Annotated in this window: 20 protein-coding genes; 8 read left to right on the top strand and 12 right to left on the bottom strand. The window is 31.3% G+C overall.

What is annotated here, in order from left to right; translation table 11 throughout:
* Positions 1-137: 137 nt before the first annotated feature.
* The 4 genes from NH341_RS09205 (at position 138) to NH341_RS09190 (ending at position 7,322) form a co-directional block, all read left to right on the top strand.
* A complete protein-coding gene (locus NH341_RS09205; RefSeq protein ID WP_159614974.1) occupies positions 138-923 on the top strand; it encodes a carboxypeptidase-like regulatory domain-containing protein in 786 nt (261 codons plus the stop codon).
* A gap of 78 nt (positions 924-1,001) precedes the next feature.
* On the top strand, positions 1,002-2,483 hold the full coding sequence (locus NH341_RS09200; RefSeq protein ID WP_159614975.1) for a S41 family peptidase: 1,482 nt from the start codon (positions 1,002-1,004) through the stop codon (positions 2,481-2,483).
* Between the two features lie 101 nt (positions 2,484-2,584).
* Positions 2,585-6,253 carry a phosphoribosylformylglycinamidine synthase gene (gene purL / locus NH341_RS09195; RefSeq protein ID WP_159614976.1) on the top strand — a complete coding sequence of 1,223 codons (3,669 nt, stop codon included), beginning with the start codon at positions 2,585-2,587 and terminating at the stop codon, positions 6,251-6,253.
* A gap of 643 nt (positions 6,254-6,896) precedes the next feature.
* Positions 6,897-7,322, top strand: coding sequence for a helix-turn-helix transcriptional regulator (locus tag NH341_RS09190; protein ID WP_159614977.1), 426 nt, complete (start codon positions 6,897-6,899; stop codon positions 7,320-7,322).
* Positions 7,323-7,572: 250 nt separating this feature from the next.
* Here the strand turns inward: NH341_RS09190 and fabG are convergent, their stop codons facing one another.
* The 9 genes from fabG to NH341_RS09145 form a co-directional block, all read right to left on the bottom strand.
* Complete coding sequence (gene fabG / locus NH341_RS09185; protein ID WP_159614978.1) at positions 7,573-8,319, bottom strand: 3-oxoacyl-[acyl-carrier-protein] reductase; 747 nt, start codon at positions 8,317-8,319, stop codon at positions 7,573-7,575.
* 94 nt (positions 8,320-8,413) lie between these two features.
* A complete protein-coding gene (locus NH341_RS09180; RefSeq protein ID WP_253056574.1) occupies positions 8,414-11,383 on the bottom strand; it encodes a pitrilysin family protein in 2,970 nt (989 codons plus the stop codon).
* A gap of 116 nt (positions 11,384-11,499) precedes the next feature.
* Positions 11,500-12,372, bottom strand: a complete 873-nt coding sequence (gene sucD / locus NH341_RS09175) for a succinate--CoA ligase subunit alpha (protein ID WP_099214339.1) — start codon at positions 12,370-12,372, stop codon at positions 11,500-11,502.
* Between the two features lie 75 nt (positions 12,373-12,447).
* Positions 12,448-13,368, bottom strand: a complete 921-nt coding sequence (locus NH341_RS09170) for a UDP-3-O-(3-hydroxymyristoyl)glucosamine N-acyltransferase (protein WP_159614980.1) — start codon at positions 13,366-13,368, stop codon at positions 12,448-12,450.
* A 45-nt stretch (positions 13,369-13,413) separates the two neighbouring features.
* Entirely contained in the window at positions 13,414-13,980 is a 567-nt protein-coding gene (gene efp / locus NH341_RS09165) for an elongation factor P (protein WP_047788759.1), read from the bottom strand.
* Positions 13,981-14,026: 46 nt separating this feature from the next.
* Positions 14,027-14,812 carry an acyl-ACP--UDP-N-acetylglucosamine O-acyltransferase gene (gene lpxA, locus NH341_RS09160; protein ID WP_047788758.1) on the bottom strand — a complete coding sequence of 262 codons (786 nt, stop codon included), beginning with the start codon at positions 14,810-14,812 and terminating at the stop codon, positions 14,027-14,029.
* 1 nt (position 14,813) lies between these two features.
* Positions 14,814-16,205: a bifunctional UDP-3-O-[3-hydroxymyristoyl] N-acetylglucosamine deacetylase/3-hydroxyacyl-ACP dehydratase gene (locus NH341_RS09155; RefSeq protein ID WP_253056572.1), complete on the bottom strand. Its 1,392-nt coding sequence runs from the start codon at positions 16,203-16,205 to the stop codon at positions 14,814-14,816.
* The gene (gene lpxD, locus NH341_RS09150; protein WP_159614981.1) at positions 16,198-17,238 is read right to left on the bottom strand and encodes a UDP-3-O-(3-hydroxymyristoyl)glucosamine N-acyltransferase; all 1,041 of its coding nucleotides are present in this window, start codon (positions 17,236-17,238) and stop codon (positions 16,198-16,200) included. Before lpxD ends, NH341_RS09155 begins: the two co-directional genes overlap by 8 nt.
* Positions 17,239-17,303: 65 nt before the next feature.
* A complete protein-coding gene (locus tag NH341_RS09145; RefSeq protein ID WP_253056570.1) occupies positions 17,304-18,536 on the bottom strand; it encodes an HD domain-containing protein in 1,233 nt (410 codons plus the stop codon).
* Positions 18,537-18,688: 152 nt separating this feature from the next.
* Between NH341_RS09145 and NH341_RS09140 the strand changes: the two genes are divergently transcribed.
* The 4 genes from NH341_RS09140 to NH341_RS09125 are packed head-to-tail and all read left to right on the top strand — an operon-like array spanning position 18,689 to position 22,313.
* Positions 18,689-20,236, top strand: coding sequence for a bifunctional response regulator/alkaline phosphatase family protein (locus NH341_RS09140; protein WP_239179933.1), 1,548 nt, complete (start codon positions 18,689-18,691; stop codon positions 20,234-20,236).
* A 50-nt stretch (positions 20,237-20,286) separates the two neighbouring features.
* Positions 20,287-20,700 carry a tRNA (adenosine(37)-N6)-threonylcarbamoyltransferase complex ATPase subunit type 1 TsaE gene (gene tsaE, locus NH341_RS09135; protein WP_047788754.1) on the top strand — a complete coding sequence of 138 codons (414 nt, stop codon included), beginning with the start codon at positions 20,287-20,289 and terminating at the stop codon, positions 20,698-20,700.
* A gap of 6 nt (positions 20,701-20,706) precedes the next feature.
* The gene (locus tag NH341_RS09130; RefSeq protein WP_047788753.1) at positions 20,707-21,903 is read left to right on the top strand and encodes an alanine dehydrogenase; all 1,197 of its coding nucleotides are present in this window, start codon (positions 20,707-20,709) and stop codon (positions 21,901-21,903) included.
* A gap of 38 nt (positions 21,904-21,941) precedes the next feature.
* A complete protein-coding gene (locus NH341_RS09125; RefSeq protein ID WP_167713798.1) occupies positions 21,942-22,313 on the top strand; it encodes a DUF4258 domain-containing protein in 372 nt (123 codons plus the stop codon).
* On the opposite strand, the gene NH341_RS09120 is transcribed toward NH341_RS09125, so the two are convergent.
* The 3 genes from NH341_RS09120 to NH341_RS09110 are packed head-to-tail and all read right to left on the bottom strand — an operon-like array spanning position 22,310 to position 25,540.
* The gene (locus tag NH341_RS09120) at positions 22,310-22,903 is read right to left on the bottom strand and encodes a YdeI family protein (RefSeq protein WP_253056568.1); all 594 of its coding nucleotides are present in this window, start codon (positions 22,901-22,903) and stop codon (positions 22,310-22,312) included. The genes NH341_RS09125 and NH341_RS09120 overlap by 4 nt on opposite strands.
* Positions 22,903-23,331 (bottom strand): VOC family protein, encoded by a 429-nt coding sequence (locus NH341_RS09115; protein WP_047788750.1) that lies wholly within the window; start codon positions 23,329-23,331, stop codon positions 22,903-22,905. Before NH341_RS09115 ends, NH341_RS09120 begins: the two co-directional genes overlap by 1 nt.
* A 13-nt stretch (positions 23,332-23,344) precedes the next feature.
* Positions 23,345-25,540, bottom strand: a complete 2,196-nt coding sequence (locus NH341_RS09110; RefSeq protein ID WP_253056566.1) for an ATP-dependent DNA helicase RecQ — start codon at positions 25,538-25,540, stop codon at positions 23,345-23,347.
* Positions 25,541-25,615 lie beyond the last annotated feature (75 nt).

The raw sequence follows: 25,615 nt of genomic DNA, 5'->3' as shown, positions 1-25,615 counted from the left end.
ATCTATTTTTTTTAGTTTTAACTACCAAACAACATCATATACTTATATATTTAACAAACAAACCCCCTGTATTTAAGTAATAATTAATTTCACATATTATTAACGAGTGTAAAGCCTATTATTCTTATTTTCGCCTTATGCAAAAACAATTATTCTTCCTAATAGCAATAGTATTTAGTATATCATCTATTCAGGCACAAGACAAATTAAAAGGGCAAATAATAGATTCAGAATCTAAAAAACCTTTAAGTGCAGCTCATATTTTAAACCTTAATAGCGTAGTAGGTACCATTACTAATGAAAATGGACTCTTTGATCTTGTTGCTCAAGCAAATGATACTGTGTTGGTTTCTTATTTAGGCTATGCTTCTATTAAGCTAAAAGTTACTAATGATCTTTTAAAAGGAAATGAAGTTGTTATATCTTTAGAGGAAAAGCCTGAAGAGGTAAAAGAAGTTGTAATTAAGTCAACTGAACTAATTGGTGTTTTAGAGGTAGATATAAAACAAGTTCCAAAAGATCGTTTTACTAGAATACATATCAATGGATTGCCACAAACGTATGAAGTTGGAAGGCCTCAAAAAATTTCCTCTCCTATTGCTAAACTCTTAAATCCGGTTGATTTGGTATATAACCTATTCGGAAGCAAACCTAAACAGCTTAAAAAATTAAAGAAGCTTAAAAAAGAAGACGATTTGCGTAAAATGTTAGCTGGTAAATTTGATCGTGAAGTTATGATGGAATATCTTGAAATGGATAGGGCAGAGTTAAATAAGCTATTATCTGACTGTAACTATTCTGAATACTTTATAAAAAAAGCCAGTGATCTACAATTAATTGAAGCTGTTTTAAATTGTTACGAAAACTATAAAACAGTAAAAAAAGGTAAAATAGAAAGAAACAGAATACCTGATAAAAATTAATTTTTTTGTAAAAAAATAGGGTAAGTGATATTTTATATGTTATATTGTTTATAAATTAATATATAATTACTTTAAATAATGAAAAAAATCATATTACTATCCTTTATGTTTACAATTCTTTTAAGTTGTAGTAAAGATGATAAACTAGCTGAACCAGTAGATGAAGTTAAACTAAACAATAAAGTAAATAATTTTGTATGGAAAGCCATGAACTCATGGTACAATTGGCAAGAAGATATTCCTAATTTAGCAGATAGTAAAGATGATAATATAAATGAGTATTATACTTACTTAAACTCATACGGTACTCCAAACGATTTATTTAAAAGCTTACTGTATAAATATCAAAAAGTAGATAAGTTTTCTTGGTTTATTGAAGACTATATTGAACAAGAAAAGGCTTTTCAAGGCACCAGTACTAGTTTTGGCTTTAGACCTACGTCCATAAAAATTAATGATACCAATATTATCTTATTAGTAACTAAAGTATCTGATAATTCACCAGCTTCAGAAAAAGGATTAAAAAGAGGTGATATTATAATTGGTATAGATGGTCAAAAATTTACTACAACCAACTTCGATGCACTTATAAAAAATTACTATAATGAAACTGCCGAATTTATTTTAGGTGAAAATGATGGAGTTACTGAAAAATCAAAAATAACTTTAACTAAAAGAGAAGTTAATGATAATGCTATACAGCTAGCTAAAGTTTTTAATAATATAAATGGTAAAAAAGTAGGTTACTTAGTTTACAATGGGTTTAGGTCTTCTTACGATAAAGAACTTAATAATGCTTTTGCTAATTTTAAAGCAGAAGGAATACAAGAATTAATATTAGATTTTAGATACAATGGAGGTGGCTCTGTATTAACTTGTGGATACTTAGCCAGTATGATTTACGGTGAAGGAGCTGCTGAGCAAGATGTTTTTGCTAAAACTATTTATAACAAAAAACATACTGACAGAAGCTTTATATTACCTTTTTTAAATGGTATTTTTCAGTATGACTCTGATGGAAGTTATTTAGAAGGTCAAGATATTCCTTTAAATAGACTCACAGGGCTTTCTAAAATTTATGTTATAACTTCAAGTAATACAGCTTCTGCTAGTGAAATGATAATAAATGGCTTAAGACCTTATATTGATGTGGTTACTGTTGGTAAAACTACCTATGGTAAAAATGTTGGATCTATTACGTTATACGATTCTCCAACTACAGATTACACCGATAAAAGCAAAGCTAATACTACTCACAAAATGGCTATGCAGCCTATTACTTTCCAAATATTTAACAAGTTAAATCAAAGTGATTATGTTAACGGTTTTGCTGCAGATATAGATATTAATGAATTTGCCAGTTGGGATAATTTTTTACCATTTGGAAATGAAAACGAAATTTTATTAAAAACTGTTTTAGATAACATAAAAGGTATAGCTTCAAAAACTCAAAAACCTTCCAATATACAGGTGATAGATAATTTACAAAAAAATCGTTTTGAACAAGAAATGTATTATGAAAGTGATTTTTTAAAAAATATTAATCATCTTAATCTTTAAACGAAAAAAGCAGCAAAATTTTGCTGCTTTTTTTATGCTTTTATTTCATCCAAAAGAATTAAATTTACACCTTTCAAAAACATACACAAACACAACTAACAATGATTCATTTCTTTGGAAACGTAAACAGCAAGGTTTTTGCTGTTCAAACAACAGAAGAATTAACATCTGAAACAATTTCGAAGTTAACTTGGTTATTTGGCAACCAACCGAAAATAAACGCGGCGTCTCTTGACGCCTTTTTTGTTGGCCCTAGAGCAGCTATGATTACTCCTTGGAGTACTAACGCCGTTGAAATTACTCAAAATATGGGAATTTCTGGAATTATCAGAATTGAAGAATTTGATGCAGTAGCTAATGATTTTTCTGACTTCGACCCAATGATTTCTCAAAAATTTGATGGATTAAACCAAGAAACTTTTACCATTGATATTCAACCTGAACCAATTTTAGAAATTGATGATATTGCTGCTTACAATGAGCAAGAAGGGTTGGCTTTAAGTGGTGAAGAAATTTCTTATTTAGAAGAAGTAGCAACTAAAATTGGAAGAAGGTTAACAGATTCTGAAGTATTTGGATTTTCTCAAGTAAATTCAGAACACTGCCGTCATAAAATTTTCAACGGTACTTTTGTTATTGATGGTGAAGAAATGCCAACTTCTTTATTCAAGTTAATTAAAGAAACCTCTAAGCAAAACCCTAACGATATTGTATCTGCTTATAAAGACAATGTTGCTTTTGTTAAAGGTCCAAAAGTAGAGCAATTTGCTCCTAAAAGCGCAGATAAACCAGATTTTTACGAAACAAAAGAATTTGAATCTGTTATTTCATTAAAAGCTGAAACACACAACTTCCCTACTACTGTTGAGCCTTTCAATGGTGCTGCAACAGGTTCAGGAGGTGAAATTCGTGATAGATTAGCTGGAGGAAAAGGATCGTTGCCATTAGCAGGAACAGCTGTTTATATGACTTCTTACTCTCGTTTAGAAGAAAATCGTCCTTGGGAAAAAGGAATGGACGAACGTAAGTGGTTATACCAAACTCCTATGGATATTTTAATCAAAGCTTCTAACGGAGCTTCTGATTTCGGTAATAAATTTGGTCAGCCATTAATCTGTGGTTCTGTTCTTACTTTTGAACATGAAGAAGATGCTCGCAAACTTGGTTTCGATAAAGTAATTATGCAAGCAGGTGGTATCGGATATGGTAAAAAAGAACAAGCATTAAAAGATACTCCACAAGAAGGAGATAAAATAGTAATTTTAGGTGGTGAAAATTACCGTATTGGTATGGGAGGAGCTGCGGTTTCTTCTGCTGATACTGGAGAGTTTTCAACAGGAATTGAGTTAAACGCAATTCAGCGTTCAAATCCTGAAATGCAAAAACGTGCTGCCAATGCGGTTCGTGGTATGGTAGAAAGTGATGAAAATTTTATCGTTTCTATTCACGATCACGGAGCTGGTGGACACTTAAACTGTTTATCAGAATTAGTAGAAGATACTGGTGGAAAAATCGACTTAGATAAACTACCTGTTGGGGATCCTACCCTATCTGATAAAGAGATTATCGGTAACGAATCTCAAGAACGTATGGGATTAGTAATTGCTGAGAAGCATATCGACACCCTTAATAAGATTGCTGAACGTGAGCGTTCACCAATGTACACTGTTGGTGATGTTACTGGTGACCACCGTTTTACTTTTGAATCTAAAACCAATGGAAACAAACCAATGGATTTAGCTTTAGAAGATATGTTTGGTAGTTCTCCTAAAACGATTATGACTGATAATACAGTTGATCGTAATTATGCTGATGTTGACTATTCTAAAGAAAACTTCACTAACTACTTAGAACAAGTTTTACAATTAGAAGCTGTTGCTTGTAAAGATTGGTTGACGAATAAAGTTGACCGTTGTGTTGGAGGAAAAGTAGCGAAGCAACAATGTGTTGGTTCTTTACAAATCCCGCTAAACAATGTTGGGGTAATGGCATTAGATTATAAAGGTAAAGAAGGAGTTGCTACTACAATTGGGCACTCTCCTATTTCTGGGTTGATTGATCCAGAAGCAGGAAGCAAAAACTCAATTGCTGAAGCATTAACGAATATTGTATGGGCTCCTTTAAAAGACGGTTTGCAATCGGTTTCATTATCAGCAAACTGGATGTGGCCTTGTAAAAATGAAGGTGAAGATGCTCGCTTATACAAAGCTGTGAAGGCTATTTCGGATTTTTCAATCGATTTAGGAATCAATGTTCCAACAGGAAAAGATTCTTTATCAATGAAACAAAAATATCCTAATGAAGAAGTAATTTCTCCAGGAACTGTTGTTATTTCAGCTGCGGCTAACTGTAATGATATTACTAAAGTAGTAGAACCTGTTTTACAACCAAACAAAGGAGATATCTATTACATCAATTTATCGCAAGATGATTTTAAATTAGGAGGAAGTTCATTTGCACAGATAGTAAATAAGTTAGGAAACTCTGCTCCTACAATTACTAATAATGAGTTCTTTAAATCAGCATTTAATGTTTTACAAAATTTAATTAAAGAAGGAAAAATCGTTGCTGGTCACGATGTTGCATCTGGAGGATTGATTACTACTTTATTAGAATTGTGTTTTGCAGATGTAAATGTAGGTGCAAACTTAGATTTATCTGCTTTAAATGAAGCTGATAGTATCAAGTTGTTATTTGCTGAAAATTCAGGAATTGTTTTGCAAGCAACCGACGCTTCTATAGAACAAACTTTAGCTGATAATAACATTGAATTTTTTAAAATTGGTTCGGTAACTGAGTCTGATCGTTTAAATATTAAAAATGGATCAGATGTATTTGCTTTATCAATTGCTGGATTAAGAGATACTTGGTACAAGACTTCTTATTTATTAGATCAAAAACAAACAGCTAATGATTTAGCTAAAGATCGTTTTGATAATTATAAGAACCAACCTTTACAATATACGTTCCCAACGCATTTTACTGGAAAACTTACTGATACTGTGGGTACTGTAACTAACAGACCTAAAGCTGCTATTATTCGTGAAAAGGGTTCAAACTCGGAACGTGAAATGGCAAATGCTATGTATTTAGCTGGTTTTGATGTGAAGGATGTTCACATGACTGATTTAATTTCTGGTCGTGAAACTTTAGAAGATATTCAATTTATTGGAGCTGTTGGAGGTTTTTCTAATTCAGATGTTTTGGGTTCTGCTAAAGGATGGGCTGGAGCATTTTTATATAATGAAAAAGCGAACACTGCTTTGAAAAACTTCTTTAACAGAGAAGATACACTTTCTGTTGGTATTTGTAACGGGTGTCAATTGTTTATGGAGTTAGAATTAATCAATCCAGAACATAACGAACATGGTAAGATGTTACACAACGATTCTAAAAAGCACGAAAGTTCATTTACATCTGTAAAAGTTCAGGAAAATAATTCAGTAATGTTATCTAGTTTGGCTGGAACAGAATTAGGAGTTTGGATTTCTCACGGAGAAGGAAAATTCAATTTACCTGAAACTGAAGATAATTATAATATTGTTGCTAAGTATGGATATGAAGGATATCCTAACAATCCAAACGGTTCAGATTATAACACAGCAATGCTATGTGATAAGACTGGTCGTCATTTAGTAACTATGCCACATATTGAACGTTCTACTTTCCAATGGAACTGGGCTAACTATCCACAAGACAGAAAAGATGAAGTTTCACCTTGGTTAGAAGCTTTTGTTAATGCAAGAAAATGGATAGAGAATAAAAAATAAGTAGAATACTACATTCTCAACTACAAAAAGCACTCTGTAAACAGGGTGCTTTCTTTTTTTACAAAAGTAAACATAAAAACACATGATTTACATTTGTTAACTATTGATTTATGGTAACATTTGTAATATTCTTCTTATTTAACTTCTATTCTAAGTACATAATAAATTTATATAAGCACTTTGAAAGGATATGATTAAACTCATAAGTAATTGAAAGTAATTATTGAAGTACTATAAAGGTTATAGCCTTATTTATATTTATTTAAACTATTACTTCTGAAGAGTCATTATTATTAACCTTAAAGTTGCTTATTTGATGTTTAAGTCTGTTAAATAAGGATAAATGTTTATTTAAGCACATTATATTTATTAAAAAAGAGAGGTTTTTACATTTATAAACTCAATAAAATAAACAATTAACTTAATCACAAATGTAAATAGAGATATTTAGCAAAAGAATAAATTCTCTCTATATAAAAACTTAAAGACTTGTTTATTAGTTAATTACGTATTGTTTATTAAAGTATCCAATCACATTGTTTTGAATTATTTCGAAGAAATTTTAAATTTTTATTGTTTACAGTTATGAAATATCATATATTTACAATCGTAAACAACCTCTAGCATTTACATTAGTAAACAAATGATTGAAAGATTAAAACAGATATTAGACTATTACAATTTATCAGCGTCAAGCTTTGCTGATAAAATTGATGTTCCAAGATCTAGCATTTCTCACCTATTATCAGGAAGAAATAAACCGAGCTTAGATTTTATTATAAAAGTTGAAACGGCTTTTGATGAAGTTAACCTAAATTGGTTAGTATACGGTAAAGGTAGTTTTCCTCCAAATGTAAAAAATCAAGAGAAAGAGATAAATATAGAGAAAAATGAAGCTCCTTCTCTGTTTACTGAAAATATAGTATTTGACCAAGAATCCGAAAAAAAATCAAATACGCAATTCTCAGAGAGTACTATGAAACCAAAAGAATCAGCCGCTTTTAGAGAAATCAAAAATATTTTAGTTCTATACGATGATGGAACCTTTGAAGATTACAAAAAAAAATGATCGCATAAATGATTCCCTTATAATCCCAAAAGAATTTAATGAGTTGTAAAATTCAAACACTCTTAGTACTTGTTTTCGCTACATGCTGTTTCAATTTTATAAATCATTAATAACTAAACTCTCTCTTAAAACTTATTTCTCCTTAAGTTGAGTTTGTTAATTTGTCCCCCAAATGCAATCCCTCTTAATTCAAAAAAGCCTGTATTAAAAATAATACAGGCTTTTTTGAATTTTATAAGTAAGTCAAATTTTATGTCAACATTCCTCCGTCAACTGATAATGTTTGACCAGTAATATATGAACTCATATCTGATGCTAAAAACACACAGGCATTTGCAATATCTTCTGGAGTTCCTCCTCTTTTTAAAGGAATTTCGTTTCTCCAACCTTCAACTACTTTTTCATCTAATTTTGCAGTCATTTCAGTTTCAATAAAACCTGGAGCAACAACATTACTACGAATATTACGAGAACCTAACTCTAAAGCTACTGATTTTGAAAATCCTAAAATTCCTGCTTTTGAAGCTGCATAATTTGCTTGACCTGCATTTCCTTTTAATCCAACTACAGAACTCATATTAATAATTGATCCTGCACGTTGCTTCATCATCGGACGAATCACTGCTTTGGTTAAATTGAAAACTGATTTTAAATTTACTTCGATTACTTTATCAAAATCCTCTTCAGAAATACGCATTAATAAATTATCTTTTGTAATACCTGCGTTGTTTACTAATATATCAATAGTTCCGAATTCTGCTAAAACATTTTTTGTCAACTCTTGAGCTGCATCAAACTCTGCCGCATTAGATTGATATCCTTTAGCGTTTACCCCTAATTCTTTCAATTCATTTTCTAAAGCAGTTGCTGCCTCAACAGAAGAGTTATAAGTAAATGCAACATTACACCCTTGGTTTGCAAACTCTAATGCAATTCCTCTACCAATTCCTCTAGTAGCTCCTGTAATAATTGCTGTTTTATTTTCTAAAAGTTTCATTTATTAGTTGTTTTAATAGGGTCAAATATAAAAAGAAAATCCTGCTAAAGATTATTTTTTAGCAGGATTTTATATTGATATAAACTTTAATAAATTAAGATTTTATCTTCTTTTCGTTTACATAATTAAATAAATAATCTACATCTAGTTCTTTTATTTTACCTAATTTTTGTAACGACTTAACATCTAAATCTTTTTTATTACCAATCACCATTACGTTGTAAGATTCTCCTTTTACATTTTTATCAAAAAATGCTTTTAAATCTTGCATTTCCATATTTTTAATGGTGTTGTACATTTCTTCTCTATTGTCATTATCAATACCTAACTTTTTTAATCTTTCGTAAGACCAAAAAATGTTTGATTTTGTAATTCTTTGAGCTGCTAACTTCTTAAGTGTAGCTTCTTTAGCTGCATTGAATTGCTTTTCTGCTTCTGGCATGTTATTCATTAAATCCATCATAGCATCTACCGCTTGCTCTAACTTATTTGCCTGAGTACCAACATACGCCATTACATAGTTAGGATCTTCTTTTTTACTAGCATTACTATACGATGCAAATGCTGAATATGCTAACGATTTAGATTCACGTATTTCTTGGAAAACGATTGATGATAATCCACTACCAAAATAGGTGTTGAATAATGTTGAAGCTGCTAAGTTTTCTGGTTTGAATGGTTCTCCTTTAGCTAAAAATAGCATTTCAGTTTGTACCATGTCATAATCAGTATAAAAAACATTTCCACCAGTTTCAGTTTCAGCATATTCTTTAGCAGCAGGATAATCTTTTAACTCTCCTAAAATTTTATGATGATTGTTTAATGCAGCCACAGCATCATCTACATCTTTACCATAATAGAAAATACGTTGCTTGTAATTTTTCATTCCTTTTACAATGTTTACAAGTTCTTCAGGGTCGATAGCTTTTAACTCATCAATTTGCATGATATTTCTTAAACGAGAATTTTCTCCATATTTTCCGTAGCTATATAAACCATTCCAAAGGATATTTTCTTTTTGAGTTTTACCATCTTGACGACCTTTGTAGATTTTCTCAACATACTTATCATACGCATCTTGATCAGCTTTAGCGTTTTCCCATAAATGCTCTAACAATTCTAAACCTTTTGGTAAATTTTCTTTCAATCCACGTAAGCCTACGTAAGTTTTATCATCTTGGGCGCTTACATAATAATCTACTCCTAACTTGTAAAACTCTTTTTTAATTTCTTCAGCAGAATATTTATCTGTTCCTATATACTCTAAGTATCCAGCAGCAAGACTTAATTTTTTATCATTATCTCTACCCATATCAAAAATGATGTTCAAGTCAAATAAGTCATTCTTTTCATTTAAAACATAAGAAACTTTAATATCATTTGCCATTTTAGTTTCTTTTATAGCTGTTTTATAATCGATGAACTTTGGTTGTAAAGGAGCTGATTCAATTTTATTGAACTCCTTTAAAAACTCTGAACTTTTATCTCTATTTAAGTTAACTGGAGTAATTCCTGGGTTTTGAACTTTTACAACATTTTTATCTTCCCCTTTACGTTTATAAGTTACAACATAATTATTCTGATAAAATTTGTTAGCAAAATCTACTAATTCTTGCTTAGAAACCTTTTTTAAATCATCTAAAAATTTCACCTTATCAGACCAATTTTCATGATGAATAAATGCATTAAAATAAGCGCTAGCTAAAGCTGTATTATTCTCATACTGACGAGTTTGACTTAATTTTAAATCATTTACAACAGCGTCAATCATCCAATCTTCAAACTCTCCTTTCTTTAATTTTTCAATTTGCTCTAATATTAAGTCTTTAACTTCATCTAAAGTTTGTCCTGATTTAGGGTTTCCTATAAAAGAATGGTAACCATAATCATTTAAAAATGTTGGAGAACAACTTGCTCTTTGTACTACTTGCTTTTGATTTAAATTTAAATCTAATAAACCTGCATTACCATTAGCCATAATCATATCACAAAGTGTAACAAACTTTTCTTCTTCAGTGTTTACTCCTTTTGATCTATAAGCAATAGATATTGATTCTGCAGTAGGGCCAAAAACTTCTTTAATAATTGGTTGAGTAATTGGCTCTTCTTTTGGTAATGTTGGGTGAACTAATTCTTTCTTCTCCATTTTACCAAAAGTTTCACTTACTTTTTTAATAGTAGCATCAAAATCTAAATCCCCTACTAATACCACAGCCATATTATTTGGCACATAATACTTATCGAAATAATTATGAATATCAATCATTGAAGGATTTTTCAAGTGTTGACCTGTACCAATTGTAGTTTGCTGACCGTAAGGATGATTAGGAAATAAACCGTCTAACATTGCTGCATAACGCTTTCTAAAATCGTTATCTTGACCTCTGTTAAACTCTTCAAATACAGCTTCTAATTCTGTATGGAATAATCGCAATACTAAAGTACTAAAACGTTCTGCTTCTAAGTCTAACCATTTATTTAATTCGTTTGCAGGTATCTTGTTTTTATAAACAGTCTCTTCAAACCAAGTATGTGCGTTAGTTCCTGTTGCTCCTAAAGATGCAGTCATTTTATCATATTCATTTGCCACAGAATAGTTTGATGCTTCTAAAGAAACCTTATCAATTTCTTGGTAAATTGCTTTCTTTTTTTCTACATCTTCTTCTGTTCTATGTTGTTCATATAAACTAGAAATCTTATCTAAATATTCTTTTTCCTTCTCCCAATCTACTGTACCAATTTTATGAGTTCCTTTAAACACCATATGCTCTAAATAGTGCGCTAAACCTGTAGATTCTTTTGGATCGTAATTTGAACCTGCTCTTACTGCAATGTAGGTTTGAATTTTAGGTTCATCAGTATTTTTACTTAAATATACTTTAAGACCATTGTCTAAAGTATATAAGCGTAAACCTGTGGGGTCGTTAGTAACAGTTTCGTAATTAAAACCGTTGACATCCTGTTTTTGCTCTGTCTTTACCTCTTTTTCTGAAGTAGTCGTTTGCTTACACCCAATAGCAGTAATAAGCAACATGCTAATAAATAGCAACTTAATTGTTTTCATTAATATTTAGTTTTGATTAAATTAAAAAGTCCGTTGAATTTACAAATTCAACGGACTTTAAAATAATTTGTGGTTAAATTTTAACAAAAAATGTTAAAAACTTATTATTTTTAAAGTTATGCTAAAACCTTAGCTACCATTTCTCCAATTTTAGCAGGAGACTCTACAACGTGTACTCCATTTTCTGCTAAAATTTTCATTTTTGCTTGCGCTGTATCATCAGCACCACCAACAATAGCACCTGCATGTCCCATTGTTCTACCAGCTGGAGCAGTTTGACCTGCAATAAAACCAACAACTGGTTTACGATTTCCATCAGCCTTAATCCATCGAGCAGCTTCCGCTTCTAAATTACCTCCAATTTCACCAATCATTACAATTGCTTCAGTTTCATCATCATTCATTAATAACTCAACGGCTTCTTTAGTAGTAGTTCCAATAATTGGATCTCCACCAATACCAATAGCTGTAGTAATTCCGTAACCCTGTTTTACAACTTGATCAGCAGCTTCATACGTTAAAGTTCCTGATTTAGAAACAATACCTACTTTACCTTTTTTGAAGATAAATCCTGGCATAATTCCTACTTTAGCTTCTTCTGGAGTAATTACTCCTGGACAGTTAGGTCCTACTAAAGTACAATCTAATTGATCAATGTAAGCTTTTACTTTTACCATGTCAGCAGTAGGAATTCCTTCGGTAATACAAATAATTACTTTAATTCCTGCTTCAGCAGCTTCCATAATAGCATCAGCAGCAAATGCTGGTGGTACAAAAATAATAGAGGTATCAGCTCCTGCTTTTTGTACAGCCTCATCAACTGTATTAAAAACTGGCTTTCCTAAATGCTCTTGACCTCCTTTACCTGGTGTTACACCTCCAACTACGTTTGTTCCGTAATCGATCATTTGGCCAGCGTGGAAAGTTCCTTCGCTACCTGTAAAACCTTGAACTATAATTTTTGAATCTTTATTTACTAAAACACTCATTGGTTTGCTTTTTATTATTTTTTTTAAGACAGACAAAAATAACTTTTTAATTGTGTTTTCACAATTAATTTTACGTTACTTTTTTTGTTTATTAGTTTCGTTTTTTAAATAAATTACTTCACGCATTTTTTGACGGTATTCTTTTTGTGGTGTACCAAAATAGATTCCCTTTTTTAAAGATTTCATCACACCTGTTTGCGCCATTAAAACGGTTCCTTTTTCTATAGTTAAGCCACTAACAATTCCCACTTGTCCCCAAATAGTTACTTCATCTTCAATAACAGTACATCCTGCAATACCTGTTTGAGCTGCTATTAAACACTTTTTACCTATTACTGTATCATGACCTATATGAACTTGATTATCTATTTTTGATCCAGCACCTATTAAAGTATCTCCGGTTACACCTCTATCAATTGTACAAGAAGCTCCTAAATCTACATTATCTTCAAGTACTACTCTACCTCCAGAAATTAGTTTATCAAAACCTTCTGGTCTGTTTTTATAATAGAATGCATCTGCTCCTAAAACTGTATTGGCATGGATTGTTACATTATCTCCTATTATACAGTTATTGTTAATTGACACATTTGCATGTATTAAACAATTTTTTCCAATTTTTACGTTTTCTCCTATGAAAACGTTTGGTTGTATAACAGTTTTTTCTCCTATAATAGCAGATTCAGCAATACTACTTTTTGAAGCTATAAAAGGGTTGAAATATTTTGTTATTTTATTAAAATCTCTAAAAGGATCTTCAGAGATTAATAATGTTTTACCTTCAGGGCAATCTACTTTTTTATTTATTAGTATTGTTGTAGCAGCTGAATTTAATGCTTTATCGTAGTATTTTGGATGATCTACGAAGACTATATCTCCTTTTTCTACTACATGAATTTCATTAATTCCTGTTATAGGAAAACTATTTTTTCCTATAAACTTTACATTTAGTAAAGTAGCAATCTGCTCTAAGGTTTGAGGCTGTTTAAATTTCATCTTTAAAAAGAAATTCCCGCCAAAGCGGGAATAATAATAGTATATTTATTCTTTGATACGCTCTGTGTAAGCTCCTTTTTCTGTATCTATTTTTATTTTGTCTCCTTCATTAATAAATAAAGGAACATTAATTCTTGCTCCAGTTTCAACGGTTGCTGGTTTAGTTGCATTTGTTGCAGTATTACCTTTTACACCTGGTTCAGTATGAGTTACCTCTAAAATAACATGAGAAGGCATTTCTACTGATAACGGCATTCCATCTTCAGTATTAATCAAAACAGTAACAACTTCTCCTTCTTTCATTAAATCTGGAGCATCTAATACTGATTTTTGAAGTGTAATTTGGTTATAATCTTCCGTATTCATGAAGTGATATAAATCTCCTTCAGGGTATAAATACTGAAACTTATGTGTTTCTACACGAACGTCATCAATTTTATGTCCTGCAGAAAAGGTATTATCAATTACTTTTCCGGAGGTAACGCTTTTAAGTTTCGTACGAACAAAAGCAGGTCCTTTTCCTGGCTTTACATGTAAAAACTCAATAATTTTGAATATGTCGTGATTATACTTTATACATAAACCTTTTTTAATATCTGATGTTGATGCCATTTATTTTGATCTTTATAGTATTGCTCTTTAAGTGCAATTTTAATAATTAATTTGCTTTAAAATATCCTTTCATGATTCCACGATGCGAATCTTTGATAAACTGAATAATCTCATCTCTTTCTGAAGTTGCTTCCATTTCAGCCTCTATAATATCTATAGCCTGAGTATTATTATAATTTTTTTGAAACAATATACGGTAAACGTCTTGAATTTCTCTTATTTTTTCAGTGCTAAATCCTCTTCTTCTTAATCCTACAGAATTGATCCCCACATATGATAAAGGTTCTCTTGCTGCTTTTACATAAGGAGGAACATCTTTACGTACCAAGGATCCACCTGTTACAAAGGCATGATTACCTACAGAAGCAAATTGATGTACTGCCACCATACCTGCTAACACTACATTATCACCAACAGTTACGTGTCCTGCTAATGTTGAATTATTTGAAAAGATACAATTATCTCCCACTTTACAATCGTGCGCAATATGACAGTAAGCCATTATTAAACAGTTATCACCAATAACTGTTCTCATTCTATCAAGTGTTCCTCTATTAATGGTTACACACTCTCTTATGGTTACATTATCTCCTATTTCTACAGTCGTATCCTCATCATTATACTTTAAATCTTGAGGGATTGCTGAAATTACAGCTCCTGGAAAAATTCGACAATTTTTACCGATGCGTGCACCTTCCATGATAGTTACATTAGAACCTATCCATGTTCCTGATCCAATTTCTACATTTGCATGAATCGTAGTAAAAGGTTCAATAACTACATTTCTAGCTATTTTTGCTTGAGGGTGTACGTACGCAAGTGGTTGATTCATATTATTTTACTTTTGAAATTTGTGCCATAAGCTCTGCTTCACACACCAATTTTCCATTAGCGTATGCATAAGCTTGCATATGAGCAATACCTCTTCTTATTGGAGTTATTAATTCACTTTTAAATATTAATGTATCTCCTGGTAATACTTTTTGCTTGAATTTAACATTATCCATTTTCATGAAGTATGTTAAATAGTTTTCTGGGTCAGGAACTGTATTTAATACTAAAACTCCTCCACATTGTGCCATAGCCTCCACTTGAAGAACTCCTGGCATAACTGGTGCTCCAGGGAAATGTCCAACAAAAAAATTTTCATTCATTGTTACATTTTTCATACCTACCACATGCTTGTCTGATAATTCAATAATTCTATCAATCAATAAAAATGGTGGTCTGTGAGGTAAAATATCCATTATTTTATGGATATCCATTAATGGTGGTTGGTTTAAATCATAGGAAGGAACATTGTTTCTTTTTTCCTTTTTTATGATTTTAGCTAATTTCTTAGCAAAAGCAGTGTTTACAGAATGCCCTGGCTTGTTTGCTATTACTTTTCCTTTAATTCTAACACCTGCTAAAGCTAAATCACCAATAACATCTAACAGCTTATGACGTGCAGCTTCATTAGCCCAATGTAATGTTAAGTTGTCTAAAACTCCGTTAGGCTTTACTGTTATGTTGTCTTTTTTAAAGGCTTTTTTTAACTTTTCCATTGTACTGTCAGACAACTCTTTGTCGACATAGACAATAGCGTTATTCAAATCTCCACCTTTGATTAAATCATTTTCTAACAACATTTCAATTTCGTGTAAGAAACTAAATGTTCTTGCTGCTGAAATTTCTTCTTTAAAGTCTGAAATCGTATTTAATGTTGCATTTTGAGTTCCTAATATTTTAGTCCCAAAATCTACCATAGTAGTTACTTGGTACTCATCTGATGGCATTAAAATAATTTCACTTCCAGTTACTTCATCTTTGTATGAAATAATTTCTTTTACTACATACTCCTCTATTTCAGCTTCTTGTTCAACAATTCCTGCTTTTTCTAGAGCTTCAATAAAGAACTTAGAAGATCCATCCATAATTGGAGGTTCAGAAGCATTAATCTCTATCAATAAATTATCAATATCTAATCCAACTGCTGCAGCTAAAACGTGTTCAGATGTTTGTATTTGAACGCCATTTTTTTCAAGGTTTGTTCCTCTTTGTGTATTTGTTACATAATCAGCTTTTGCTTCTATCACGGGTTCCCCTTCTAAATCTACTCGCTTAAAAGCAAATCCATGATTTTCTGGAGCTGGTTTAAAAACCATTGTAACTTCATTACCAGTGTGCAATCCAACACCTGATAATGTAACTTCGTTTTGTATTGTTTTTTGTTTCTTACTCATTTTTTATTTTTTGAGCATTCAACTCTTTTTCTATTTTATGTATTGTAGTTGCTAATTTTGGTAAGTTTTTAAAGTGTACATATGACTTACTGTAGTCTGAATATCCAAATGCTGGAGAACCTTGTACTACTTCTTCATCTTTTAAACTTTTTCCTATCCCTGATTGGGCTTGGATCTTCACATTATTTCCAATAGTGATATGACCAACAATACCTACTTGACCTCCAATCATACAGTTTTCTCCTATTTTAGTTGATCCTGCAATCCCTGTTTGAGAAGCTATCACGGTATTTTTACCAATCTCTACATTATGAGCTATCTGAATTTGGTTATCTAATTTTACTCCTTTTCTAATTATTGTAGATCCAAGAGTAGCTCTATCAATAGTTGAATTAGACCCCACGTCTACATTATCTTCTATAATAACGTTTCCTATTTGTGGAATTGCTTTATATTCTCCATTTTCATCTGGTGCAAATCCAAAACCATCTGCTCCAATAACTGTTCCTGAATGTATCTTACAATTATCACCTACAACGGTTTCAGAGTAAATTTTTACTCCTGCAAAAACAACTGTATTATCGCCAATAGTAACATTATCGCCTATATAAGAATTAGGATAAATTTTAACATTATTACCTAAAACCACATTTTCTCCAACATAAGCATAAGCTCCAATGTACTCGTTATCTCCAATAGTAGCTGATTCAGCAATAAAATGAGGATTTTCTCTTCCTTGCTTATTATTCTTTACCTCATTGTAAAACTCCAGAAGTTTTGAAAATGCTTTATACGCATCTTCTACTTTAATCAAAGTAGTTTCTATTTCCTTTTCAGGAATAAAACTTTTATTTACAATAGCTACCGATGCTTTGGTTGTATATATATATGAGTTATATTTTGGGTTTGATAAAAAGGTTAAAGAACCTTGCTTGCCTTCTTCTATCTTAGAAAGTGTGGATACTTCAGCTCCTGGATTTCCATCAATCTCTCCTTCTAAAATATCGGCTATTTGTTTTGCTGTAAATTTCATTATCTGCAAAAGTAATTATTTTTGTTCAAATACTTCTTGATTAGAGTTTGTTTCTAAGTATTCACCTACTTTATTTTCTTAGGATAGCAGAGGTAAAATTTTACTACAGGTTTTGTTAATGCTTTAAGATTTAGCTGATCAGAAGCTTTTGCTATGTCTTTTAACTTCCCTTTTTTTGTATAAATTTTAATTGGTTTCTTTGTATTGTATGCTTGATGTTTTATTTCATTTGAAAAAACAAAATATTCGAGCTCTTGTTCACTTAAGTCTACAAGTTTTCTGAGCTTTCTACGCCTCTTTTCAATATACTCCTCAGTAAATGGTTTTTCCTGAATTTCAATCTTTAACAAACTTCTGTCTATAATTTTTGTTGCTAATGTAGATAATATAAAGTCTTCATGATTCTTCCATTCTTTTATTGCTGATAAAACATCATAATCGTCTAACTCTGAAAATATTTCTAATGTTGTATTTGAGAAATTTTCTTTATTTATCGGATTATACAAGAAATACTTGAGTGCTCTACTAGAAGGTAACTCTACTCCTTTTGTTGCTAACTCCTTTGCTCTCTTTAATATGCTTACCAAAAGGTTTTCAGCCACTAAACCTGTTTTATGTAGATAAACTTGCCAATACATTAGGCGTCGCGCAATAACAAATTTTTCTACCGAATAAATTCCTTTTTGTTCAATAACCAATTCATTATCCACCACATTCATCATTGCTATTAAACGATCTGATGAAATATTTCCTTCTGCTACTCCAGTAAAAAAACTATCTCTTTTTAAATAATCCAATCTGTCAATATCTAATTGACTTGATATTAATTGGTATAAAAACTTACGTGGGTGTTTCCCTTCAAATACTTGAATAGCTAAACTTAACTTCCCATCAAACTCATCATTCAAGACTTTCATAAATTTTAATGAAATTTCTTCGTGAGTTATTCCATTCACAATGCTATGCTCTAAGGCATGTGAGTATGCTCCATGACCTATATCATGTAACAAAATAGCTATATACAAAGCATTTGCTTCTTCTTCTGAAATTTCAACGTTCTTCATTCGCAATACATGTACAGCTTTTTGCATTAAATGCATGCAGCCTATTGCGTGATGAAAACGTGTATGATTCGCTCCAGGATATACTAAGTTTGATAAGCCCATTTGTGTTACTCTACGTAGCCTTTGAAAATATGGGTGCTCAATAATATCAAATATTAGAGAACTTGGTATGGAGATAAATCCATAAATAGGATCGTTAATTATCTTTAATTTGTTGGTTTTTGATTTCTTCAAAATATATAAATCCTTGAATTTTAAACAAAAAAATCATAATTTATCTACAAAACCAAATTAACCAGCGTTTAATTAACGTATTTTTAGCTTTTAAAAACACAACAAAACAGCTTTTAGGCGTTATTTAGGTAGTAAATAAATTGAAAATTATGATGAGAAACATACATATTCTTTGGGTAGATGATGAAATAGATTTATTAAAACCACATATACTTTTTTTAGAAAAAAAAGATTACAAAGTTACAACCTGCACCAATGGTACAGACGCTATTGACTTGGTTAGTGAAAATAATTTTGATATTGTTTTTTTAGATGAAAACATGCCAGGTATTACTGGATTAGAAGCACTTTCAGAAATCAAACAGAAGAATACAAACCTTCCTATTGTTATGATTACTAAAAGTGAAGAAGAGTATCTTATGGAAGAAGCTATTGGTTCAAAAATTGCTGATTACTTAATCAAGCCAGTAAACCCAAATCAAATACTATTGAGTTTAAAAAAGAATTTAGATCACTCTCGCTTAGTTTCAGAAAAAACAACATCAAGTTACCAACAAGAATTTAGAAAAATTTCGATGGATTTAGCTATGGTTAATTCTTATGAGGAATGGGCTGAACTTTATAAAAAATTAGTTCATTGGGAACTTGAGCTAGAAAACATCAACGACACGGGGATGTTAGAGATTTTAGAATCTCAGAAATCTGAAGCCAACTCACAATTTTTTAAGTTCATTAAAAAGCATTACCAACATTGGTTAACAGGAGATGATAAACCCACATTTTCGCACACTTTATTTAAAGATTATATAGTCCCTAATTTATCCAAAAGCCAAGGAGTTTTATGGGTAGTGATTGATAACCTCCGTTATGACCAATACAGAGTTTTAGAACCTTTTATTAATAATTATTTCAAGAAAGAAGAAGAACATTCTTATTATAGTATATTACCTACAGCTACTCAATATGCACGTAATGCTATATTTTCTGGATTAATGCCTTCTGAAATGGAAAAAAGACATCCAGACTATTGGAAAAACGATATTGATGAAGGGGGTAAAAATTTATTTGAGGCTAATTTTTTAGATGAACAAATAAAACGTTTGGGTCTAAATATTACACATGAATATTACAAAATAGTTTCTTTAAAAAGTGGGAAGGACTTAGCTGACAGCTACAATGGAACACGACAAAATGATCTTACTACTGTAGTTTATAACTTTGTTGATATGCTTTCGCATGCCAAAACTGAAATGGAAGTTATTAAAGAACTTGCTGGTGATGATAAAGCGTATCGTTCTTTAACAGTGAGCTGGTTTAAAAACTCGCCTCTTTATGAGATTATTCAAAAAGCACAAAAATTAGGACAAAAGTTAATAATTACAACCGATCATGGTACTATAAATTGTAAACATCCTACCAAAGTTATTGGTGATAAAAACATCAGTTCTAACTTACGATATAAAACTGGTAGAAGTTTGAGCTATGAAGATAAAGATGTATATGCGGTTAAAAACCCAAAAGATATTTTCTTACCCTCAATAGCTATTAATAGCCCTTTTATATTTACAAAAGAAGATTTGTTTTTTGCTTATCCAAACAATTATAATCACTTTGTAAAGTATTATAAAAATACTTATCAACATGGAGGAGTTTCACTCGAAGAAATGATTATTCCTTGTGCTGTTTATAATCCAAAATAGTGAAAAAGTAAATTTTATTAACAAACATTACTTCATTATTTTTGCTACTTATGAACAGAAATTATTCACTTAGCGAGTTGACAGCTGTAGCTAAAGAAATCATTGCTACTTCCCAACATAAAATATTACTTTTTTATGGAGAAATGGGAGTTGGTAAAACGACATTAATTAAAGAAATATGTAAAGTTTTGGGTGTAGAAGACATTGCCCATTCTCCTACTTTTTCTTTGGTCAACGAGTATAAAACAAACTCAAACGAAACAGTATATCATTTTGATTTTTACCGTATTGAATACGAAGAAGAAGCTTATGATATGGGGGTTGAAGACTATTTATACAGCAATAACTGGTGTTTAGTTGAATGGCCTGAAAATGTTAAAAATTTACTACCTTTAGATACTGTTTCAATATCAATTAGCTTGCTAGAAAACGGGCAACGAAACATTCAATTAAAAACTAACTAAATTTAGATGGGTTCTATTTCACCTTTTACCAAAGAGCAGTTAATGCCACAAACCGAAATGCTTGAAATTAAAAAGCAGAAAGGAGATTTATTTATAGGGTTACCAAAAGAAACTCATTTTGAAGAAAAAAGAATTAGTTTATCTCCTGATGCTGTTGCTGCATTAGTAGCTCACGGACATAGAATTGTAATTGAAACTGGTGCTGGTGAAGGAGCTAATTATAGTGACCAAGAATATTCTGATGCTGGTGCAAAAATATCCTACGATATCAAAGAAGCTTTTGCTTGTAATATTGTACTAAAAGTAGAACCACCGTCTTTAGAAGAAATTCAGATGTTAAACCCTCAAACGGTTTTAATTTCTGCTCTACAATTAAAAACACAAAACAAAAAATACTTTGAAGCTCTTGCTAAAAAAAGAGTAACAGCAATTGCTTTTGACTATATTAAAGATGAACACGGTGTATTTCCTATAGTAAAATCACTAAGTGAAATTGCCGGAATTGCCTCTATGCACATTGCAGCTGAGCTTATGACTGCTTCTAATGGAGGAAATGGTTTATTACTAGGAAATATAGGAGGAGTTCCTCCAACTGATGTAGTTATTTTAGGTGCAGGAACTGTTGGAGAATTTGCAGCCAAAACAGCAATTGGACTGGGTGCAAGAGTTAAAGTTTTTGACAACTCAATAACAAAACTTCGCAATTTACAATCATGTGTACAAGCACCTATTTATACGTCAACAATTCAGCCTAAAACCCTACAAAAAGCTTTAATGCGCTGTGATGTAGCTATAGGAGCTATTAGAGGAAAAGACCGCTCTCCTGTGGTTGTTACTGAAGAAATGATTGAACAAATGAAAGATGGTGCTGTTATTGTTGATGTTAGCATTGATAGAGGTGGCTGTTTTGAAACTTCTCAAGTTACCACACATAGTAAACCTACTTTTTCTAACCATGGGGTAATACATTATTGTGTGCCTAATATTCCTTCTAGATATTCTAGAACAGCTTCTGTATCTATTAGTAATATTTTCACTCCTTACCTCCTAGAAATAGCTGAAGAAGGAGGTTTTGAAAATGCGGCTCGCTTTGATAAAAGTTTACGTAATGGCATGTATTTTTACCATGGAATCTTAACTAATAAAACTGTAGCTGACTGGTTTGACCTTCCTTATAGAGATATTAATTTATTGATTTTATAGTTCAATTTTACTTACTTTTGCACTTCAATTTTTAAATTATGCAGTGGTTAAAACGTGTTGGTTATTATTTAATAGGGATTGCCTTAGGTAGTTTAGTCGTTCTTTTTATTTGGAAAGGTAAAGATGTTTCTTTCGATTATGGAATGGATGCTCGTACTTTAAAGACTATTAGAATAAAAAAGCGTTTGTTTTCTGATAACGCTCAGCAAATATTAGCTACTTCAAAGATTGATACTACTACCATTTTTACTATTTTAAATAATGGAGATGTAGATTTTGGAAAAAGTAAACCTCGTTTAAAACCTTGTGCAGAGTACTTTATAACTGGAAAAGATAGCTTAAGTCACATTGACTTATATGTTATACGTTGTGATTCAACTGCTACAATTGATAAGATTACAATTAACTAACAATTTCTATACTTATCATACAGTCCTATACCTTTTAGTATCATCGGAATTATTTTTTCAAGCCGTTTTTCTTTGGTCGCTACTCTTTTTGCTTCAGAAATATAATTGATAAACTCTCTTTGCTTACTCAAAGTAAACTCGTTAAAAGTTTCCTTTAACCTATCGTTTTTATCCAATTCTAACTGTAATTCTTTAGGGATAATTATGGGTTTAGTATTCTTTTTCGCTTTTAATTCTCTTCCTTCTTCAGAGTTTTTAATAGCTTCTAATACATATTGTTTAATAAGTATGGTATCAATCTCACCCAATTCATTAAATCGCCATTGACGCATTGCTTGTGTTTTTCCTTCTTGAACATTTACTAATACTTTTTCTTTATCAACTAAAAAACTCCCCTGAAAAAACCATAATCCACAATAGTTTTTAAAAGCAGATAATCCTACTATATTTTTTCCTTTATGCACATAAACAGGTGCTCCCCATTTAATAGTTTCTTCAACAGGAAGATCAATAAAAACAGAACGCAAGAGATTTAACTCTTGCGTCCAATTATTTTTATCTAATATATATTGTGTTACTTTAGGGTTCATTACGCTATTTGTTCTTCTAAAGACACCATCCAATTTACACCATACTTATCTTTTAACATTCCAAACTTACCTCCCCAAAAAGCTTCTTCAAAAGGCATCATAACAAAAGCCCCGTCAGAAGAAAGTCCATTAAAAATAGCAACTGCTTCATCTTCGTCTTCAGTATTTATACTTACTGCAAAGTTATTTCCTTTTGTAAACGCTTCTTTTTCATTTAAAAAATCAGACCCCATAATAGAGAAACCTCCTGCTTCTACAGTACAATGCATTGTTAATTCCATTGCTTCTTCAGGAATGTTTTTACAAACTTCTTCTGGAGCATCTTTAAATTGCATCAACATTGTCATTTCACCACCTAAAACATCCGCATAAAAAGTCATTGCTTCTTTGCAGTTTCCGTTAAAATGTAAGTAAGTACTTGCTTGCATATTGTTAAGTTTTTTAGTTAGCTATTTCACTGGTAAATTTAATACGCATTAATCGTAATTCATCATCATCATAATCTCCATCAAACTCATCCAAGGCTTCTTGAATTTTATCTGTCTCAGCTTCCATAAAATAATCATGAATTTCTTCCTGCTGATCCTCATCAAGTAAGTCATCTACTGCATAATCAATATTAAGTTTAGTTCCCGAAAACACAATAGCTTCCATCTCCTTTATTAATTCAGACATTTCTAAACCTTTAGACTTAGCAATATCTTCTAAAGGCAATTTTCTATCTGTATTTTGAATGATGTATAACTTTAATCCAGAATTAACTCCAGTACTTTTAACTATTAAATCATCAGGACGCATAATATCGTTGTCTTCCACATATTTTGAAATAAGCGCAACGAAATCTTTACCATATTTTTTAGCTTTCCCCTCACCAACACCATGAACCTTTGCAAGTTCATCTAATGTTACAGGGTATTTTAATGCCATATCATCTAAAGATGGGTCTTGAAAAACCGCAAAAGGAGGAACTCCTAAACGTTTTCCTACTTTCTTTCTTAAATCTTTTAGCATTATTACCAATTTATCATCTACTCCTCCTGCTGATTTTTCATTGGTTATAATAGTCCCATCATCTGCTGTTTTATAAACGTGATTTTCTGTCATCATAAATGATGATGGATTTTTTATAAACTCTTTACCTTCTTTTGTTAATTTTAGAACTCCATACTGTTCTATTTCTTTCTTGATTAAATCTGCAACTAGAACTTGACGAATTAAAGCCATCCAGTAATGATTATCTTTAGCTTTACCAATACCAAAAAAAGATTGATCGTTTGTTTTATGAGATTTTAACAATGCATTTTCTTTACCAATAATTGTGTTTACAATTTCTTTTGGTTTATACATTTCACTAGTATCTCTAATAACAGATAATAAAGTTACTACTTCATCTTTAGCTTCGTGCTTCTTCTTAGGATTTCGCATATTATCATCCATATCAGCGCCTTCTCCATTTACTTCATCAAATTCTTCTCCAAAATAATGCAGTAAATACTTACGTCTGTTCATTGATGTTTCAGCGTACCCTACAACTTCTTGTAATAGAGCATGTCCAACTTCTTGTTCGGCAACAGGCTTGTTCGCCATAAACTTCTCAAGCTTTTCGATATCCTTGTACGAATAAAAAGTTAAACAATAACCTTCTCCTCCATCACGTCCTGCTCTACCAGTTTCTTGATAATAACTCTCTAAACTTTTAGGAATGTCGTGGTGTATTACAAAACGAACATCTGGTTTGTCAATTCCCATACCAAAAGCAATCGTAGCTACTACAACATCACAATCTTCCATTAAGAACATGTCTTGATGCTTTACACGTGTTTTTGCGTCTAAACCTGCATGGTAAGGAACAGCATTAATTCCGTTAACTTGTAAAATTTGCGCTATTTCTTCCACTTTTTTACGACTCAAACAGTAAATAATACCTGATTTTCCTAGTCGTTGTTTTATAAAGCGAATAATGTCTTTTTCTACATCTTTAGTCTTAGGTCTAACTTCGTAGAATAAATTTGATCTGTTGAAAGATGCTTTAAACACATTTGCATCTGACATTCCAAGAGTTTTAAGAATGTCTTCTTGTACTTTCTCTGTTGCAGTTGCAGTTAAACCAATAATTGGTACATTATCAATCTGTTTAATAATATTTCTCAGATTTCTATACTCAGGTCTAAAGTCATGTCCCCATTCAGATATACAGTGCGCTTCATCAATAGCTACAAATGATATTTTTTGTCTTCTTAAAAACTCAGCGTACTCTTCTTTAATTAAAGATTCAGGAGCTACGTACAATAACTTGGTAATTCCCGATTCAATATCTGATTTTACTTGTGCAATCTCCGATTTGTTCAACGAAGAATTTAACACATGGGCTATTCCATGATTTTCAGAAATACCCCTAATGGCATCTACTTGGTTTTTCATTAAAGCAATTAATGGCGATACCACAATTGCTGTACCTTCCTTCATTAAGGCAGGTAATTGATAACATAGCGACTTACCACCCCCAGTTGGCATAATAACAAATGTGTTTTTATTCTCTAACACACTGTTAACTACATCTTCTTGTAGCCCTTTAAACTGGTTAAATCCGAAGATTTTTTTTAATGATCCATATAAATCCGTCTGCTCTTTATTCATCTTCTAATATCAAAAATTAAAAACGAGAACTAATTTACAAAAATTCCCAACAATACATAACGTAAACTTTCTTTT

Source organism: Tenacibaculum sp. XPcli2-G, assembly GCF_024124505.1.
Classification (GTDB): Bacteria; Bacteroidota; Bacteroidia; order Flavobacteriales; family Flavobacteriaceae; genus Polaribacter; species Polaribacter mesophilus.
This window is presented reverse-complemented; position numbering and strand designations above follow the sequence as displayed.